This is a genomic window from Roseateles saccharophilus (assembly GCF_031458095.1).
Classification (GTDB): Bacteria; Pseudomonadota; Gammaproteobacteria; order Burkholderiales; family Burkholderiaceae_C; genus Pelomonas; species Pelomonas saccharophila_A.
Window position 1 is genome coordinate 784,995 of sequence record NZ_JAVDXU010000003.1, and the last position, 15,841, is coordinate 800,835.

Here is a 15,841-nt window from a genome sequence, read left to right on the forward strand (position 1 = left end):
GGATGCGCGTCCTGGTCGTCAGCCAGTATTTCTGGCCCGAGGTCTTTCGCGTCAACGAAATCGTCTCGGAGCTGCGCGCGCGCGGCCACGAGGTCACGGTCCTCACCGGCCGGCCCAACTACCCGGGCGGCCAGGTCTTCGAGGACTACGCAGCCGACCCCGCCGCGTTTGCCGGCTATCACGGCGCCGACGTCGTGCGCCTGCCGCTGCGCCCGCGCGGCCAGGGCTCGGTCCGCCTGTTGCTGAACTACTGGAGCTTCGTCTTCTGGGGCTGCCTGCTGGGCCCCTGGAAGCTGCGGGGCCGGCGCTTCGACGCCATCTTCTGCTTCGAGACCTCCCCCATCACCTCGGCCCTGCCCGCGGTGCTGCTGCGCTGGATCAAGGGGGCGCCGCTGCTGCTCTGGGTGCTCGATCTGTGGCCCGACACGCTGGCCGCCGTCGGCATGGTCCGTTCCAAGCTCGGCTTGAACGCCGTGGGCGCGCTGGTGCGTTTCATCTACAAGCGCTGCGACCTGATCCTGGCCCAGTCGAGGAGCTTCTTCCCGGCCATCGAGCGCTGGTCCCGCGCGCCGGCCAAGACGCGCTACTTCCCGCAGTGGGCCGAAGCCATCTTCGACGGTGACATGAGCGGCGTCGCCGTCGCGCCCGAACTCGCGCCGCACGCCGAGGCCTTCAAGGTCATGTTCGCCGGCAACATCGGCGACGCCCAGGACTTCCCCGCCCTGCTGGCTGCCGCCGAGGCGACTCGCGCGCGGCCCGACATTCACTGGCTGATCGTCGGCGATGGTCGCCAGGCGGAATGGTTGCGCACCGAGATCCAGCGACGCAGTCTGCAGACCACCGTCTTCATGCTGGGTCGCCACCCCATCGAGCGCATGCCCGAGTTCTTCATGGGCGCCGATGCCCTGCTGGTGTCGCTGAAAGCCGAGCCCATCTTTGCGATGACCATCCCGGGCAAAGTGGCCGCCTATCTGGCCGCCAGCCGGCCGCTGCTGGCGATGCTGGATGGCGAAGGTGCGCAGGTGATCACGGAGGCCGGGGCCGGACTGGTGGCGCCGGCCGGCGACGGCCCAAGGCTAGCGGCGCTGGCCCAGCGCCTGCTGGCCACGGCGCCGCAGGAGCGCGCGGCAATGGGGCAGCGGGCGAGGGAGTATTGCCGCCAGCATTTCGATCGCGTGACGCTGATCGATCAGCTGGAGGAATGGCTGGGCACGACCCGCATCAACTGAACTCGCGCATACGGCGCACCAGCTCCGGCCAGGAGGGGGGCTGGTAGCCGCTGGCGCGATTGAAGCGGTCCGAGATCAGCGACCGGTCCATGACAAGGTCGGCGTCGGACTGCAGCACGGCCCGGCTGCCGTACTCGTTCGCCACCAAGCTCAACACCTCGTATTTGCTGATCGCCTCGGCGCCCACATGGTAAGTCCCGCTCAGTTCCGGGTGGGGGATCACATGCTGCTGGATCACCCGGGCCAGTTCGACCGTCGGCAGCGCCGAGAAGATGGCGCGGCTGAAACCCTTGACGGCGCCGGTTTGCGCGGTGAACCAGCCCACCAGCCCGTGCCCGGACTGGAGTTCGTGGCCGATGATCGATGTCCTCAACGTCACCGCATAGGGCTGGCTGACCTCGCCCATCAGCTTGCTACGGCCGTAGAGGTCGTCGGCATCCGGTTCGTCGTCTTCGGTGTAGGCGCCCCGACTGCCCGAAAACACGCAATCGGTGCTGATGTGGATCAGCCGCGCCCCATGGTGCTGGCAGAGCCTGGCCAGGCGGTGCGGGAGCATCGCATTGATGGGGATGGCGATGGAAGGATCGTCGGCCCCGGCCAGCTGCTTGACCACGCCGATGCAGTTGATCACCACCTGCGGCTTCACGTCCTCGAACAGGCGGCGCAAGCTGGCGACCTGGCTGGCGTCCACGTTCTCGACGAGATTGACACCCGGCATCCTGGCACGCAAGGCCATGGCGGCTTCAGGCCGGCGCACGGAGCCGAAGACCTCGAAGTTCGGGTCGGCGGCCAGCCAGCGCAGCACGGCATTGCCCAGCATGCCGTTCGCTCCCATGACCAGCAGCCGCTGCGGGGCCCTGGCCGATGCGCTGTCGGATGTCGTCGTTGTCATCGGCCGATTGTCCTTCACCTGCAGGAATCGACCATCGCGTTCCACCCGCCGGCACGCGGCTAAAGTGCATTCCCTCTGCGCATCAAGCCAACATGGACCACTCGATAGTCGACCTCAGAACCGTCCCGTTTGATCGGCTGATCGCGTTCTACGAGAAAAACGGCTTCGGCTCTGCCAATTGGTACCGGCAAAAGCTGGCGCCGCCCCATCAGAGCGGCAAGCTGCTGGGCAGCGTGTGCGTCGACAACTCCTCCGGCGACATCCTGGGCGCCTATCTCGGCCTGGACCAACCGCTGCTCTGCAATCCAGCGCTGAAGGCGGTCCAGTCCATCGACACCTTGATATCGCCGCAGGCGCGAGGCGGGGCGCTGATGCGCCAGATCGGCGAATCCTTCTACCGTGAATTGGCCGATCGCGGCTATGACTGCGTTTACGGGTTGCCGACCCGCCGAAGCGAACCACTGCGAGAGCGCGCACTCGGCTGGAACAAGTCCAGGGCGACCTACCGCTACCTCGTTCCGCTTCCCGTCCCGCTACTGAAGCTGGCGCACCTGGCGTTTCTGTTGCTTCTGCGCCCCGAGACTTCATCGCTTCGCAAGGAGCCGGGACTCGACGCCCAGGCCAGGGCATTCAGCCAGCAAGCCGGGTACATCTGCCACGACCAGCGCGACCTGTTCTTCGTCGCCTATCGCCGCGGCGCCTTCGCCAAGATCGGCCTGGTCAGAAGCCGAAGGCACCGGGGCTGGCTCGACCGCTTCAGGACCATGTGCCGCCTGGCCTCCCTGTGCGGCGGCTGGTTCCTGCTGACCTACGCCACCGAAGACTCGGAAACCGCCCAGCTGTTCAGCTCGTTCAGCCTGAGGAAGTGGGCCTTGAATTTCAGCGGCCGCCTGCTGGGCGCCGATTCGAAGTTCTCATTCGGCGAGACCTCGTTCGAGTTCCTGGAATTCGACACCTTTGGACTGACATGATTCTCAACGGGCATGTCCTGAGCGCCTACAACCCTGGCCTGATGAAGCTGGCCTCACGCGCCTTCGCGTCTGCCAGCGACGAGAACGAGGACCGCCATTGCAACGCCCTGCTGCCGCTGCTGTGGACATTCGACGATGGCCTCCAGGATCTGCTGGCCATCGACGCAAGGCTGCGCGGCGACTTTGGCGTCCACTTCCGGTTCTTCATCTGCCCGCAGCTGGTCGATCAATATTCCGCCGGCCAGACCGCGTCGGTGCAGGGAAAGCTCCAAAACGCCGGCGCCCGGCTGTTGAGCTGGGACCAGATCGGCCGGCTGCACGAAAAAGGCCATGTACTGGGCCTGCACGGCAACGACCATTCCGACTTCAATGCCATGTCGGCCGCCGAAATGGGGGATCAGCATGAGTCGTCCATCCACCTGCTGCACCAGCGCCTGGGCATCAAGACCGACTCCTTCGCCGTGCCGTTCGGCCGGGTGGACAGCGCGACCTCCAACGTCATCCCCGTGGCGAAGCAGTACTACCGCCGCATCTATCTGTCCGACAACCGGCTGGCGCCCACGCGTCACGCCGATCTCTACAACCGCCGGCACTCCGAGTTTGGCAACACCGTCCTTCCCAGCGTCCTGAAGGGCGTGCTGCAGCACCTCTACCGCAGCTGAACCTCAACGAGGCGGACCGCCGTCGATCTCGCGCAGGAACTCGGCGGCATCCAGGGGTCGCAGCACGGGCTCTGGTTGGCCGAGGAAGCGGCGCACTGCGCGAGCGATGGAGATGGGCGACTCCGGATCGAAAGTCTCGACCGGGGTGCAGATGTCCCGCACGAAATCGCGCTCGCCGGCAATCACCGGCAGGCCGGCCGCGGCGGCTTCGACCAGGGGCAGTCCAAACGACTCCCCCAGCGAAGGGAAGACCAGGGCGCGGGCATCGGCGTAGAGCTGCTGAACCTCGGCATGCTTCATGGGCGGCAGGTTCTGGATGTTGAGGCCCTCCGCCCTCGCGGTGGCCAGGAGGGCTTCACGCAGCACTGCGTCGCGCTCCGTCAAGGTCAGCGCGAGGCTGGGCTTGATGCCCTTTGCCGCCAGAAGGCGCCAGGCATCCACCAACCGCCTGTGGTTCTTGTGGGGCTGGCCGTCCGCCACGTAGACGAAATCCCAGCGCTTCAGCGGGGCCGCCGGCGCGGGTTCGGACGGTCGCGCCGTCAACGGCAACATCCGCTGCGGTGCCTGCGGCCACCAGGCGCGCAAGGCCCGCGCCATGGTGGGACTTTGCACGTAGTAGCAGTCCACCCGCGAACGCCACCAGCGGCTGATCCATTGCTCGACCCGGTTGCGCAGCCTCACCTTCCAGCCGTACTCATGCAAAGGCACGCCGCCAAGATAGTTGCGGTTCTGCAGATAGAGCAAGGTTGCCGCCGGCCGCGCCAGCAGGGGCGGCAGCCCGTGGAAGCACAGCACCCTCCGGTGCCGACCCACCGTTGCGGCCAGGCCGACCTCGGCACGCCAGCGCGACGCCAGCGTGGGCTGCACCCACTGCACGTCGGCCCCCGCGGGCAGACGCAACTGCGCGCGCGCGCGGCCGTCCAGCCAGGCTACCAGCGCGGCCTGCGACGGCCAGGCATCCAGCAGTTCCTGCAGCAGCACCAGCCCCCCGCCGGTGTGGACATTGGGGGCATACAGGATGAGCGGGGCCGGGAGCGTGACCATGTTCAGGTGCGACGCAAAGTCGCGCGGCTGCGGTAATACAGGCGCCGCGTGAAACCCACCAGCATCTGCCGCCACAGGCCCGGTTCCAACACCAGGGCGGGCCGCAGTCCCAACGCCCTGAACAGGCCGCGCAACGCATCCAGGGGCCGGCCCGCCTGGGCATGGTTCCTGGCGGCAATGCTGAAAGCCCGGGCCAACGAGCGGCGCGCATCCGGTGCCCCGTCGTGGTCTCGCCAGAAGCCTTCGACGACGGCGACGATTTCGTTCGCCCGCTCGGGCGACATGATCTGGAAGGAGGCAGACCCCTCATGGATACGGTATTCCGCCAGGCGCTGCGGTACGCGGGCAAAGCCATATCGACGCGAAGCTCGCAACCAGAACTCGAAGTCCGGCACCTGCCGGCGCCGCACGTCCCAGCCCCCGGTCGTCTCAAAAACCTCGCGCCGGAAGAAGGTGGCAGGCCCCGGGTGGCAGACCAGGCCCACCTGCATCGCCTGCACGTCAAAGTCCTCGGCCTGATGCGGCCGGACGCGCCGGCCGTTCGGATCGATCAACCAGCAGTCGCAGTAGGCCACGCCCAGTTCGGGGCGTGCCTGCAGCGTCTCCACCATGGTGCGAACCGCGCCGGGGCACAGCAGGTCATCCGAGCTCAGGTAGGCCAGGATCTCACCCCGCGCCATCGCCCAGCCTTTGTTCAGCGTCGCCGCCTGGCCGGCATTGGGCTGGGTCAGCACCGTCACGCGGCCGGGGTGTTCTGCCGCCACGGCCTGGGCCACCGTCAGGCTGTCATCGCTCGATCCATCGTCGATGACGAGGTATTCCAGCGCCGGATAGTCCTGCGCCAGCACGCTCTCCATGGTCGCCCGCAGGAAATTGCCCTGGTTGTAGGCGGGGGTGACGATGGAGACGACGGGCAGGGGCATGAGGGGCGAGAGAAGCGCGCGGATTGTAGGCAGCGCCCCATCAAACGGATGCGCGCCGCGCCTGCCCGCAGAGCCAGAACAAGGCCGCCGCATCCACGACCATGCGGCCCAGCCAGGCCAGCGCGGCGCCCATCAGCCCCCAGTGCACAGTCAGCAGCCACAGCGCCGCCAGGAACAGCGGCAGCTCCGCGCAATGCAGCAAAGCGGGCGCGCGGAACCGCCCGGCGCCATGCAGCCAGGTCAACGGCACATGAGCCAGGCAGTTGATGAGGATGCCCACGGCGAACACCTGCAGGATGGGCGCACTGTGCCGCGCGAAATCGGCGCCGATCCAGAGCGTCAGCAGCGGCGAAGCGAACAGGCCCAACGCCAGCGTGATGGGGAGCAGCAGCACCAGCAGCCAGCGGACGGCCCGGTCGTAGAGGGCCCATGCCGCGGCGTCCCGGCGCGCCACCTGGGCCGCGAAGGTCGGGAACAGCACGGCCGTCAGCGCGCCCGGCACGATCCACAGCTTGGTGACGAGTTCCTGCGGCGTCGCGTAATACGCCACCGCAGCGGCCGACAGCAGCGCACCGATCAGGAAGCGGTCGACATAGCCCATGAAGGGGCTGACGATGCTGCTGACGGTGAGCCAGCCGCCGGACTTCAGCAGCGGCGACAGCCATTGCACCTGCCAAGCCAGCCGACCGCGCAACTGCGGCAGCGCACGCCAGGCCAGCCAGCCATGGACGACGCAGCCGAGCAGACGGCCCAGCGCCAGCGCGATCGTGATGGCGAGCAGGTCGGGGCCGTGCCAGTGCAGCACTCCCCAGGGCGCGGCGAAGGTCCACAACCCCATGGGTAGGCGCACGGCATTCAATGCCTCGAAGGCATGGCAGGCCTCCAGCATGCCGCGCAAGCCCGCCGTGACGACGATAAAGGGCAATGACAGCCCCATCACGACGCAGGCGCCGATGACCTCGGAGCGGTCGGGCACCGCCTTCAGCAGGTCAACGCCCCAGGGCGCCAGCGCGATCATGGCCAGACCGGCGACAGCACCGAACGCTGCCATCAGCAGCAGCGCCGTAGCGCACAGCGGGCCGACACCCGACTCATCGCGCCGGTCCAGCAGCACCGCCAGCTGCTGCGTGAGCGCCCGGCCCAGGCCAAGGTCGAACAGTCCGAAATAGCTGGTCGCCGCCCAGACCAGGGTCAGCAAGCCGAAGCGCTCGGCGCCCAGGCCCTGAATCAGCGCCGGGATTGAGAACAGCGCCAGCAGCAGCGGCGCACCCAGTCCCAGCAGATTGAGGAGGGTGTGCTTGGCGAGCTTCAAGAAGTGCGGGCAGGAGGTCGCCGAAGTGGCGCGGGATTGTAGGTCGGCCCCCGGTGCTGCCACCCGGCGGCAGGGCGGGCCGGCCGCCCTCGGGCGGCATCCTAAAATCCGCTGCTGGCCTTCCCGCAAGCGGGACGGCGATGGCGCCCGGCCGATCCGGGCCCTTGAAGAACCCGACATGAAGCCGTCCCTCCCTCTGCTCTGCACGGCCCTGTGCCTGGCGCTGATCAGCCTGCCCGCGCATGCCTATATCGATCCCAACGCCGGCGGCATGCTGTTCCAGCTGCTGGCCCCGGTCTTCGCGGGCATCGTCGGCGTCTGGCTGTTCCTGCGCCAGTGGATCAGCGCGGTGGCGCGCCGCATCTGGCGCAAGCTGACCGGGCGCGGCGCTGAATGAAGGCCGGCGTCGACGCCGCACGCTCCGCCCCCGAACTGCCTCCAGCACGCTTCGCGGCGTGCTTCTGCACCGCATTCGCGGCCCTGGGTCTGCTGTGGATGCCCTGGGTGCTGCTGCGCCAGGTGGATGCCTTCCTGGGCTTCCAGACACCGGGGGAACTGGGCCGCGACGTGGCCCTGGCGTTGCTGCTGCTGACGCTGCCCGCCGCCTTGCTCACGCTGCTCGCCCTCGGCGTCCAGGCGCTGGTGGCGCGGCTGAGGTCGGCCGCTGCGGCGCGCACGGTTGCCTGGTCCGTCCTGCTGCTGCCGCTGGCCTGGCTGTGCGTCTGGCAGTTCGGTTCCGCCAGCCGGGCCTGGCTGAGCCAGGTGACGGGATCGGCCCTGACCTTGACCGCCACCGGCCGCCTGCTGGCCCTCGTGGCGCTGCTGGCGATTTCGGTGCTGCTGCTGCGTGGGCAGCGCCTGTCCCGGCTGCTGGCGCGCATGGCGGCGCTGCTGCGCGGCCTGCATGGCCCGGCCCTGCTGCTGCTCGGCGCTGCGGCGGTGTGGCTGCTGCTGCACCCGCCGCGCCTGATGACGCTGACGCCGCCGGCCAGCGGCCCCGTCGGCGCCAAGCGGCCCGACGTCTACCTGATCACCATCGACACCCTCGCGGCAGAGGACGCCGCCGTCTGCGGCGATGGCCCGACGACGATGCCGCGGCTGCGCGCGCTGGCGGCCCGCGCCAGCTGCTTCGACCGCCACTACGCCAGCAGCAATTTCACGACGCCCAGCACCGCAACGATGGAGACCGGCGCCCTGCCCTGGACGCATTGGGGCGTGCAGATCGTCGCCAAGATGGCGCTCGGCATGCATGGCCAGACGCTCGCGAGCCAGCTGCGCGCCCAGGGCTACGAGGCCCATTCGATCAGCGCCAACCTGATGGCCAGCCCCCGCCATCACGGCAGCGACGACGAGTACACGACGCAGACCATCTCGCCCTCGCCGTCGCTGGGCCTGAAGCCGCGCGTGGCGTTGAGCGCCTTCCCGGATACCACCCTGCCCTTCTGGCTGTCCGGCCTGATCCCGCTGCTGGACACGCTGGACGTGCACCTCTTTCCCGAGCGCAGCCCCTTCGCGCCGGAACACACCTACCAGGCGGCGCGCGCGCTGCTCGAGCGGGCCGCGCAAGGCCAGCGCCCGCAGTTCATGTGGCTGCACACCCTGCCGCCGCACGACCCCTATCTGCCGCCGCCCAGCACCAAGTACAAGCTGCTGCCGCAGGGCGAACTCGATCGCTGGTCGCAACTGCTGGGCATGACGCGCTACGTGCCCGACCAGCAGGCCCTGATCGACAAGCACCGGCTGCGCTACCGCGAGGCCATCATGGGTGCCGATCAGGCGCTGGGCAGCTTCCTCGATGAACTGGACCGCCGGGGAAAGCTGGACGGCGCCATGGTCATCATCACGGCCGACCATGGCGAGTCCTTCGAGCGCGGCTATCTCGGCCATGCCGGCGAGTGGCTGCACGAGGCTGTCATCCGCGTGCCCCTGGTCATCAAGCTGCCGGGGCAGAAGGCCGGTCGCGTGGTGCACACGCCGGTCAGCCTGGCCGACGTGGTGCCGACTGTCGCCGACGTGCTCGGCCTGCCGCCGCCGCCCGCAGCCGACGGACGCAGCCTCAAGCCGGCGCTGCAGGGCGATGAATTGGCACAGCAGCCCGTCTTCTCCATGGCCATGGAGCAGCAAAGCCGCTTCCGCCCCTTGCGAGCCGGCCACTACGCCGTCATCGACGGCCCGCACAAGCTGGTGCTGGATCTCGGCGCCAACAAGACCGAGCTCTACGACCTGGCCGCCGACCCGCACGAGCGCCGCGATCTAAGCGCCACCGACGCCGCCACGGCGGCGCGGCTGCGCCAGTTGCTGGAGCAGCGTCTCGCTGCAGCCGAGAAGAAGCGCGCCGCGCAGTTCGACAAGCCATGAGCACGAGCCCCCTGCACAGCTTCGATGCCGAGCTGCTGGCCTGGCTGCGTGCGGGCGCCGGCTGGCCGTCGCTGGGTCTGGGCACGCGTGCACAGCTGCGCTGGCGCAGCGCCTGGGCAACGCTGAACCGGCGCCTGAGCGAGGCCCGCGTTGTCCAGGCCCCACCGCTGGCGCCGCCCCTCTTCATCGTCGGCCCCTGGCGTAGCGGCACGACCGTCATGCACGAACTGCTGACGGCCGCCACCGCCTGGCCGACGCCGTTGACCTGGCAATGCATGAATGCCACCGCCTTCCAGCTGCTGCCAGCGCCGCCGCAGAGCATCGGCGTGGCGCGCCCCATGGATGGCCTGGAGATCAGTGCACTGTCACCGCAGGAAGACGAGTTCGCGCTTCTGACCCTGGGTGTGGACTCGGCCTACCGCGGCTTCCTGATGCCGGAGCGCCTGCCCGAGTTGCTGCACACGCTGGACCCGCGCTACTGGAGCGAGCATGAAGCCGAGTGGCTGCCGCGCTTCGAGCGCTTCATGGCCGGTGTGCTCGCCTCCAGCGGCCAAGCCGGCCGGCGGCTGATCCTCAAGTCGCCCAACCACAGCTTCCGACTGCCGGCGCTGCTGAGACGCTTTCCCGAGGCCCAGGTCGTGTGGATGGTGCGGGATGCCGCGACCGTCTTCCATTCCAATCGCAAGATGTGGCAGGCCATGTTCGCGGAGCACCGGCTGATGGCAGGCAGCGCCGACGGCCTGGACGCCTTCCTGGGTACGGCGCTGCAGGGCTGCGCCCAGGTGCTCAAGCAGTTGCAGGCGGAGCTGCCGCCGCAACGCTGGATCGCCGTCGAGCAGACGACGCTCGCCGCCGATCCGCAGGCCGTCGTCGCACAGGTGATGCAGCAGCTGGGTCTGCAACCCGCCCCCGGGGCAGCACTGGAAGCGGCTCTGGCTCGGACCCGCCAGGGGCGCATCGAGCACTACGAGCAGCCGGTACCGGCGTCGGCCACCGCCGGCGTTGCGGCCCTCGATGCCGCGCAGGGCGGTTGATCAGACCAGCGTGTCGAAGCTCGTGATGGCCATCATGACGGCCACCATGACGACGCCGATGACGCCACCGATGATGATGATGGCGATGGGCTCGATCAGCCCCAGCATGCGCCGCTGCAGCACGGCGGCCGCGTCGCGCTGGCTGTGCCCGAGGGCCAGCAGCATCTTGGGCAGCTCGCCGGAACGCTCGCCGACCCGGATGAGGTTGAGCCGGGTACGCGGGAACCAGGCCTGGCTCTCCAGGCCGGCGCTCAGCGTCTGGCCCTGCTGCAGGCCCTTGGTGGCCCGCTCCAGGCCCGCGCGCAGCACGTTGAGGCGGATGACGTTCTGGGCCAGCTCCATGGCCGTCAGCACCGGGACGCGGTTGGACAGCAGGCTGCCCAGCACCGTGGCCCAACGGCCGATCTCGGCCTGCACCAGCCAGGGGCCGACGACGGGCACGCGCTGCAGCATCTGCAGCAGGGCCTGGCGGGTGGATTCGCGTGACAGACTGGTCACGATGAGGGCCACAAGGGCCGCGAGGATGAGCAGGGCCTCGAAGAGATGGCCGCGCACATAGACGCCCGACTCGATGACCCAGCGCGACAGCTCGGGCACCTGGCGGCTGCCGCGGATGAGGTTGGCGAAGCGCGGCACGACGCCGACGAAGATGAAGAACACAGCCAGCGAGCCGGCACCGACGAGCACGCTCGGGTAGATCAGCGCACTGCGCAGATCCTCGTTGGCTTTGCGCGCCAGCTCCATCTGCTCGGCCGACTCCTGCAGAGCGCGGGCGATATCGCCACTGGCCTCGCCAGCCTGGGCCAGCGCGATGACATAGACCGGCATGCGCAGGGCCTCGATGCGCAGCGCATCCGACAGCCGGCCGCCACCGCGCACCAGGGTTTCCATCTGCGCCAGGGGCAGGCCCAGGGGCTGGCCTTCATAGGCTTCAGCCAGGCTGGGCAGGGCGTCGCCGAGGTTGACGCCGGCCGCCAGCAGGGTGGCCAGTTCGCGCAGCAGCACGACCTGATCTGCCAGCTTGATATTGGCCTTGCGGGCGGCCGCACGCCGCGGCGGCGCCGCCGTGCGCGCCTGCAGGCTGACGGGCGTCATGCCCTGGGCCGCGAGCTTGGACATCGCGTCGGCCTGGTCGGCCGCTTCGAGCTGGCCGCTGTGGGGCTGGCCGGCCGTGTCGCGTGCGGTGTAGTCGAAGCGCATCAGCTCTCGGCCGTGCCGACGGCACGCAGCACTTCATCCAGCGTCGTCGCACCCTGCACCACCTTGAGGGCACCTTCCTGGGCCAGCGAGCGATAACCGGTCTGACGCGCCATGGCGACGAGTTCGGGCAGACCCACCTCGCGGGCAATGGCGTGCTGCATCTCGCTGCCCACATCCAGCATCTCGTAGATACCGACCCGGCCCTTGAAGCCGGTGTTCTGGCAGGCCGGGCAGCCGACGTGGCGGCGCCAGCGCGGCAGGTCGCCGCCACCTTCCTCGCCACGCGCATCGGCAATCGCCAGAGCCAGTTCGGCGTCGCCGAGCGTCGGGGTTTCATCGGTGGGCGCGGCGCAGGCCTCGCAGAGCCGGCGCACCAGGCGCTGGGCCATGACGGCGCGCAGGGATGCGCCAACCAGGAAGGGCTCGACGCCCATGTCGACGAGGCGCGTCACGGCCGACGGCGCGTCGTTGGTGTGCAGGGTCGCGAGCACCAGGTGGCCGGTCAGTGCCGACTGGATGGCGATCTCGGCCGTCTCGCGGTCGCGGATTTCGCCGACCATGATGATGTCCGGGTCGTGGCGCAGGAAGGCCCGCAGCGCGCGCGCGAAGGTATAGCCGATCTCGGGCTGGGCCTGCACCTGGATGACCTGGGGCAGGCGGAACTCGACCGGGTCCTCGACGGTGAGGATCTTGCGCGTCTGGTCGTTGGTGGCGGCCAGGGCCGAATACAACGTCGTACTCTTGCCGGCGCCGGTCGGGCCGGTCACCAGCACCAGGCCGTTGGCCAGGCCCAGCCAGCGCTTGAACTGGCGCAGCTGCGAAGGCCGCAGGCCCAGGCGCTCCAGCGTCAGGTCGGCGCGCTTCTTGGGCAGCAGGCGCATGACGATGGACTCGCCATAGACGGCTGGGATGGACGACACCCGCACGTCCATCTCGGCGCCGGCGGCGCGCGTGGAAATGCGGCCGTCCTGCGGCAGGCGGCGCTCGGCGATGTCGACGCCGGCGATCAGCTTGATACGCGAGGCGACGGCCGGGTAGCGGTCCATGCCCAGGGCCAGGCGCGTGTGCAGCTGGCCGTCGATGCGCAGGCGCACCTCGAACTCGCGTTCGCCGGGCTCCAGGTGGATGTCGGAGGCGCGCGACTCGACGGCCTGGGCGATGAGGTTGTTGACCCAGGCGATGACGGGCGCGTCCTCGGCCATCTCGCGCAGGGCGCGCTCGTCCAGCGCCTGCATCGCCAGGTCGCCCTGTTGCAGGCGCTGCGTCCAGCGCTGGGCATCGTCCGGCGCGACCAGCCACCAGCGCGCGGCGCGGAGTTCGGGCTGGGCCTGCGCAAACTCGCGCACCTCGGCCTCCAGCGGGTCGGCACTCGCGAGCTGCCAGCCCGCCTCGTCGCGCCAGGGCAGCACGCCGAGCCGAAGCAGCTGGGTGGCGCGGCCGCCCAGTTCCTGCAGGGCCGAGCGCATCGCGGCTTCGTCGAGTTCGTCGAAGCGCAGCCAGCCCATGCCCAGCTGCTCGGACAGGGCGGCATACAGGCGCTCGGCCGTGATGGCGCCCATGCGCAGCAGCACCGCGCCGATGCGGCCGCCCTGCTCCGCCTGGAAGCGCAGCGCCGCGTTCAGGTCGTCGGCGCGGATCTGTTCGCGGCTGAGCAGCAGCTCGCCGATCAGGCCCGGGGCGGTGGCAGCGGTCATGGCTTCGGCGTGTCGCTGCCCTTGTCGGCCGCAGGCATGCGGGCCCAGTCACCCAGGGTCTTGCGGAAGCTCTCGGTGATGGCCTCGGCCTCGACGGAATCGTTGGCGATATACGGCGTGATGAGGATGATCATCTCGCGGCGCGACTTCTTGACCACCTGGCTCTTGAACAGGTTGCCCAGCAACGGGATGTCCTTGAGGAAGGGCACGCCGCTGCCAACATCCGAGGCGGTGCCGTCGATCAGGCCCGCCAGCAGCATGGTGGAGCCATTGCGCAGGGTGAGCTTGGTTTCGACCTTGCGGGTGGAAATGGTCGGGGTGGTGCCGCTGCCCGCGGCGCTGGACAGGGGCTGGCTGACCTCCTGCGAGATGTCGAGATCGATCTGGTCACCCGAATGGATGACCGGCTTGATCTTCAGGATGACGCCCGTCGAACGGTACTGGTAGGTGGCCAGCAGCTGGCCGGCGGTGCCGCCCGTACCGGTGTTGGTGCCGATCTGCGAGCTCAACACCGGCACCTCGTCACCGACCTGGATCAGCGCCGTTTCGCCGTTGCGCGCCATCAGCCGCGGGCTGGACAGGATGGTGGCGCGGGTGTCGTTGGCCAGCGCGTCGATGGCGATACGGGCCGCCCCGGCACCATTGAGGATCGAGAAGTTGAAGCCCGTACCGCCCGAACTGGAGCCCGCCGAGACCTTGTAGCCGCCGCCGTTCGCCTGCACGTGGTCGGTCAGCCATTGCACGCCAAGCTGCGCGTTGTTGTCCAACTTCAGCTCGGCCACCGTCACTTCGATGAGGGCGGACTTGGTCGGCTTGTCCAGGCTCTGCAACAGCGCGGAGATCTGCCCGAACTCCTCCGGGTTGACCTGGAAGATCAGCGTGTTGGTGGCCTTGTCGACCACCACGCTGGTCCGGCCGGACGCGCTTGCGGCAGGCGTCGCAGCCGTCGATGCACCGCCCGCTGTCGAGGCGGGCGTGCTGGCGACGGTGCCGCCGCCGCCCAGCACGCGCTCCAGCGTGAAGGCCAACTGCTCGGCGTCCTTGTGCTTGACGGCGTAGGTGAACAGGTTCTTGCCGATGCCGCGCTCGTTGGGCTTGTCCAGCGTCCTGGCCCACTCGGCGACATGGGCTGCGACTTTTTCACCCGCTGCAAACACGAAGACCTGGTTCAGGCTCGAGACCGGCAGCAGGATGATGGGGTTGCGGATGCCCCCATGGGAGACAGGCGAACCGACCGGGTGCACGGCATAGCCCTCCGCGGCCAGCACCTCGGCGAGACGCCGCGCCAGTTCATCGGCAGAGGAGAAGGCCGGCGTCAGCGTCAGGCTGGTGCGCCCCTTGAGCGCGGGCTGGTCGAGCACCGCCAGCGCCTCAACCGCGGCCTTGACGTTGTCGGGATTGCCGCTGATCAGCACCGCGTTGCGGGTCGAATCTTCCTGCACCTTGACGCGATCGCCGAAGAGCGTGCGCAGCCAGTTGCCAACATCGACCTGGCGTACCGATTCGAGAGGGATGAGCTGGAAGATGGGGCGCAGCGACGCCGGCACCTCGGGGAGGGCCGCGCCATAGCGGATCCCGGGCAGGTCACCCAGGTTGGCGTTGTCGGGCACCACACGCACCAGGCCGCCGGCCTCGATCACCGACAGGCCATAACTCTTCAGCAGCAGGCGCACGGCGGTTTCGACCTGGGCCGCCGTCTGACCATTGCCGGTCTTGAAGGTGACGAGGTCGGGCCGCGCAATGACTGCGGGGTCGACGCTGACGTTCTTTTTCAGCACGTCGGCATAGACGACCTGGATGAAAGTGGGCAGGGCGACCTGGGCAAGGTTGACCGCTGCGACGACTTCGTCCTGGGGCTGGCTCACCGGCGCCGTGACCGCCAACTTCGGCGCTTCGATTTCCGGCGCCCTGGGGCCGGTGCTCACGCGCGTGCCGACCCGGTTGCTGCCATCCGCCTGAGGCGCAGCCTCGGTGGTGATGCTGGCCAGCGGCAGCGGCTTGGGCAGTTGAGGCACCAGCGGTGCGCAGCCGCCGAGGGCGAGCAACGCACCGGCTGCCAGGGCAATCGGTCGCGGCGTCAGGAACATTCGGTTTTCATTCACGGTAATCAGCTCCCAGCGGAACCTGCTTGTTGCCGACACGGATCAGCACTTCGCCGTCCTGGATGCGGGTGATGGGCTCACCGCTGGGCACCTTGTCGCCCACGGCCAGGCGCAACGGCACCTTGCCAGCCGCGACAAACATGATCAGCACTTTTCTCTCATTGCCGCGTCCGAAGATGCCGGCCACGCGCCAGCGCTTGTCCTCGGCCTTCGCCGCCGCCGCCGCGGCCAGCGCCGCCGCTTCGGGCTCGAAGATCGGCGACGTCGCCAGCCCGATGGCCTTGGCGGCCTGGTCCGATCTCCGCGGGAGTTCAGGCAGTTGCCAGGCGTCGCGGCGGGCGCTGACCAGGGCCGGCTCCGGCTCTGCGGCGGGCGCCAACAGCCATCCGAGAGCCAGGGCGGCTGCGGCCATCAGCCAGG

At 69.0% G+C, this 15,841-nt stretch carries 14 protein-coding genes; 6 read left to right on the forward strand and 8 right to left on the reverse strand.

Going from position 1 to position 15,841, the window contains the following annotated elements; all coding sequences use genetic code 11:
• The first annotated feature begins 2 nt into the window (after positions 1 to 2).
• Positions 3 to 1,229: a glycosyltransferase family 4 protein gene (locus tag J2X20_RS22535; RefSeq protein WP_310269809.1), complete on the forward strand. Its 1,227-nt coding sequence runs from the start codon at positions 3 to 5 to the stop codon at positions 1,227 to 1,229.
• On the opposite strand, the gene J2X20_RS22540 is transcribed toward J2X20_RS22535, so the two are convergent.
• The gene (locus J2X20_RS22540; RefSeq protein ID WP_310269813.1) at positions 1,222 to 2,121 is read right to left on the reverse strand and encodes a dTDP-4-dehydrorhamnose reductase family protein; all 900 of its coding nucleotides are present in this window, start codon (positions 2,119 to 2,121) and stop codon (positions 1,222 to 1,224) included. The genes J2X20_RS22535 and J2X20_RS22540 overlap by 8 nt on opposite strands.
• A 92-nt stretch (positions 2,122 to 2,213) precedes the next feature.
• Between J2X20_RS22540 and J2X20_RS22545 the strand changes: the two genes are divergently transcribed.
• Both J2X20_RS22545 and J2X20_RS22550 read left to right on the forward strand, forming a co-directional pair.
• Positions 2,214 to 3,092, forward strand: coding sequence for a hypothetical protein (locus J2X20_RS22545; RefSeq protein WP_310269815.1), 879 nt, complete (start codon positions 2,214 to 2,216; stop codon positions 3,090 to 3,092).
• Positions 3,089 to 3,754 (forward strand): polysaccharide deacetylase family protein, encoded by a 666-nt coding sequence (locus J2X20_RS22550; RefSeq protein ID WP_310269818.1) that lies wholly within the window; start codon positions 3,089 to 3,091, stop codon positions 3,752 to 3,754. Before J2X20_RS22545 ends, J2X20_RS22550 begins: the two co-directional genes overlap by 4 nt.
• Positions 3,755 to 3,757: 3 nt before the next feature.
• Here J2X20_RS22550 and J2X20_RS22555 read toward each other — a convergent pair whose 3' ends face one another.
• Genes J2X20_RS22555 through J2X20_RS22565 form a run of 3 tightly spaced genes read right to left on the reverse strand, consistent with a single transcriptional unit; the run spans position 3,758 to position 7,033 of the window.
• Positions 3,758 to 4,798, reverse strand: coding sequence for a glycosyltransferase (locus tag J2X20_RS22555; RefSeq protein ID WP_310269820.1), 1,041 nt, complete (start codon positions 4,796 to 4,798; stop codon positions 3,758 to 3,760).
• Between the two features lie 2 nt (positions 4,799 to 4,800).
• A complete protein-coding gene (locus tag J2X20_RS22560) occupies positions 4,801 to 5,721 on the reverse strand; it encodes a glycosyltransferase family 2 protein (RefSeq protein ID WP_310269822.1) in 921 nt (306 codons plus the stop codon).
• Positions 5,722 to 5,761: 40 nt separating this feature from the next.
• On the reverse strand, positions 5,762 to 7,033 hold the full coding sequence (locus tag J2X20_RS22565) for a flippase (RefSeq protein ID WP_310269827.1): 1,272 nt from the start codon (positions 7,031 to 7,033) through the stop codon (positions 5,762 to 5,764).
• 178 nt (positions 7,034 to 7,211) lie between these two features.
• On the opposite strand from J2X20_RS22565, the gene J2X20_RS22570 reads away from it, so the two are divergent.
• The 3 genes from J2X20_RS22570 to J2X20_RS22580 are packed head-to-tail and all read left to right on the forward strand — an operon-like array spanning position 7,212 to position 10,425.
• Positions 7,212 to 7,430 (forward strand): hypothetical protein, encoded by a 219-nt coding sequence (locus tag J2X20_RS22570; protein WP_310269830.1) that lies wholly within the window; start codon positions 7,212 to 7,214, stop codon positions 7,428 to 7,430.
• Entirely contained in the window at positions 7,427 to 9,391 is a 1,965-nt protein-coding gene (locus J2X20_RS22575) for a sulfatase family protein (protein ID WP_310269833.1), read from the forward strand. Before J2X20_RS22570 ends, J2X20_RS22575 begins: the two co-directional genes overlap by 4 nt.
• Complete coding sequence (locus tag J2X20_RS22580; protein WP_310269836.1) at positions 9,388 to 10,425, forward strand: sulfotransferase family protein; 1,038 nt, start codon at positions 9,388 to 9,390, stop codon at positions 10,423 to 10,425. The genes J2X20_RS22575 and J2X20_RS22580 overlap by 4 nt, the downstream gene beginning before the upstream one ends.
• On the opposite strand, the gene J2X20_RS22585 is transcribed toward J2X20_RS22580, so the two are convergent.
• The 4 genes from J2X20_RS22585 to J2X20_RS22600 are packed head-to-tail and all read right to left on the reverse strand — an operon-like array spanning position 10,426 to position 15,833.
• Entirely contained in the window at positions 10,426 to 11,625 is a 1,200-nt protein-coding gene (locus J2X20_RS22585) for a type II secretion system F family protein (protein WP_310269839.1), read from the reverse strand.
• Complete coding sequence (locus tag J2X20_RS22590; protein ID WP_310269841.1) at positions 11,625 to 13,319, reverse strand: GspE/PulE family protein; 1,695 nt, start codon at positions 13,317 to 13,319, stop codon at positions 11,625 to 11,627. The genes J2X20_RS22585 and J2X20_RS22590 overlap by 1 nt, the downstream gene beginning before the upstream one ends.
• Positions 13,316 to 15,421, reverse strand: a complete 2,106-nt coding sequence (locus J2X20_RS22595) for a secretin N-terminal domain-containing protein (protein WP_310269844.1) — start codon at positions 15,419 to 15,421, stop codon at positions 13,316 to 13,318. Before J2X20_RS22595 ends, J2X20_RS22590 begins: the two co-directional genes overlap by 4 nt.
• Positions 15,414 to 15,833, reverse strand: coding sequence for a hypothetical protein (locus J2X20_RS22600; RefSeq protein ID WP_310269847.1), 420 nt, complete (start codon positions 15,831 to 15,833; stop codon positions 15,414 to 15,416). The genes J2X20_RS22595 and J2X20_RS22600 overlap by 8 nt, the downstream gene beginning before the upstream one ends.
• Positions 15,834 to 15,841: the final 8 nt, after the last annotated feature.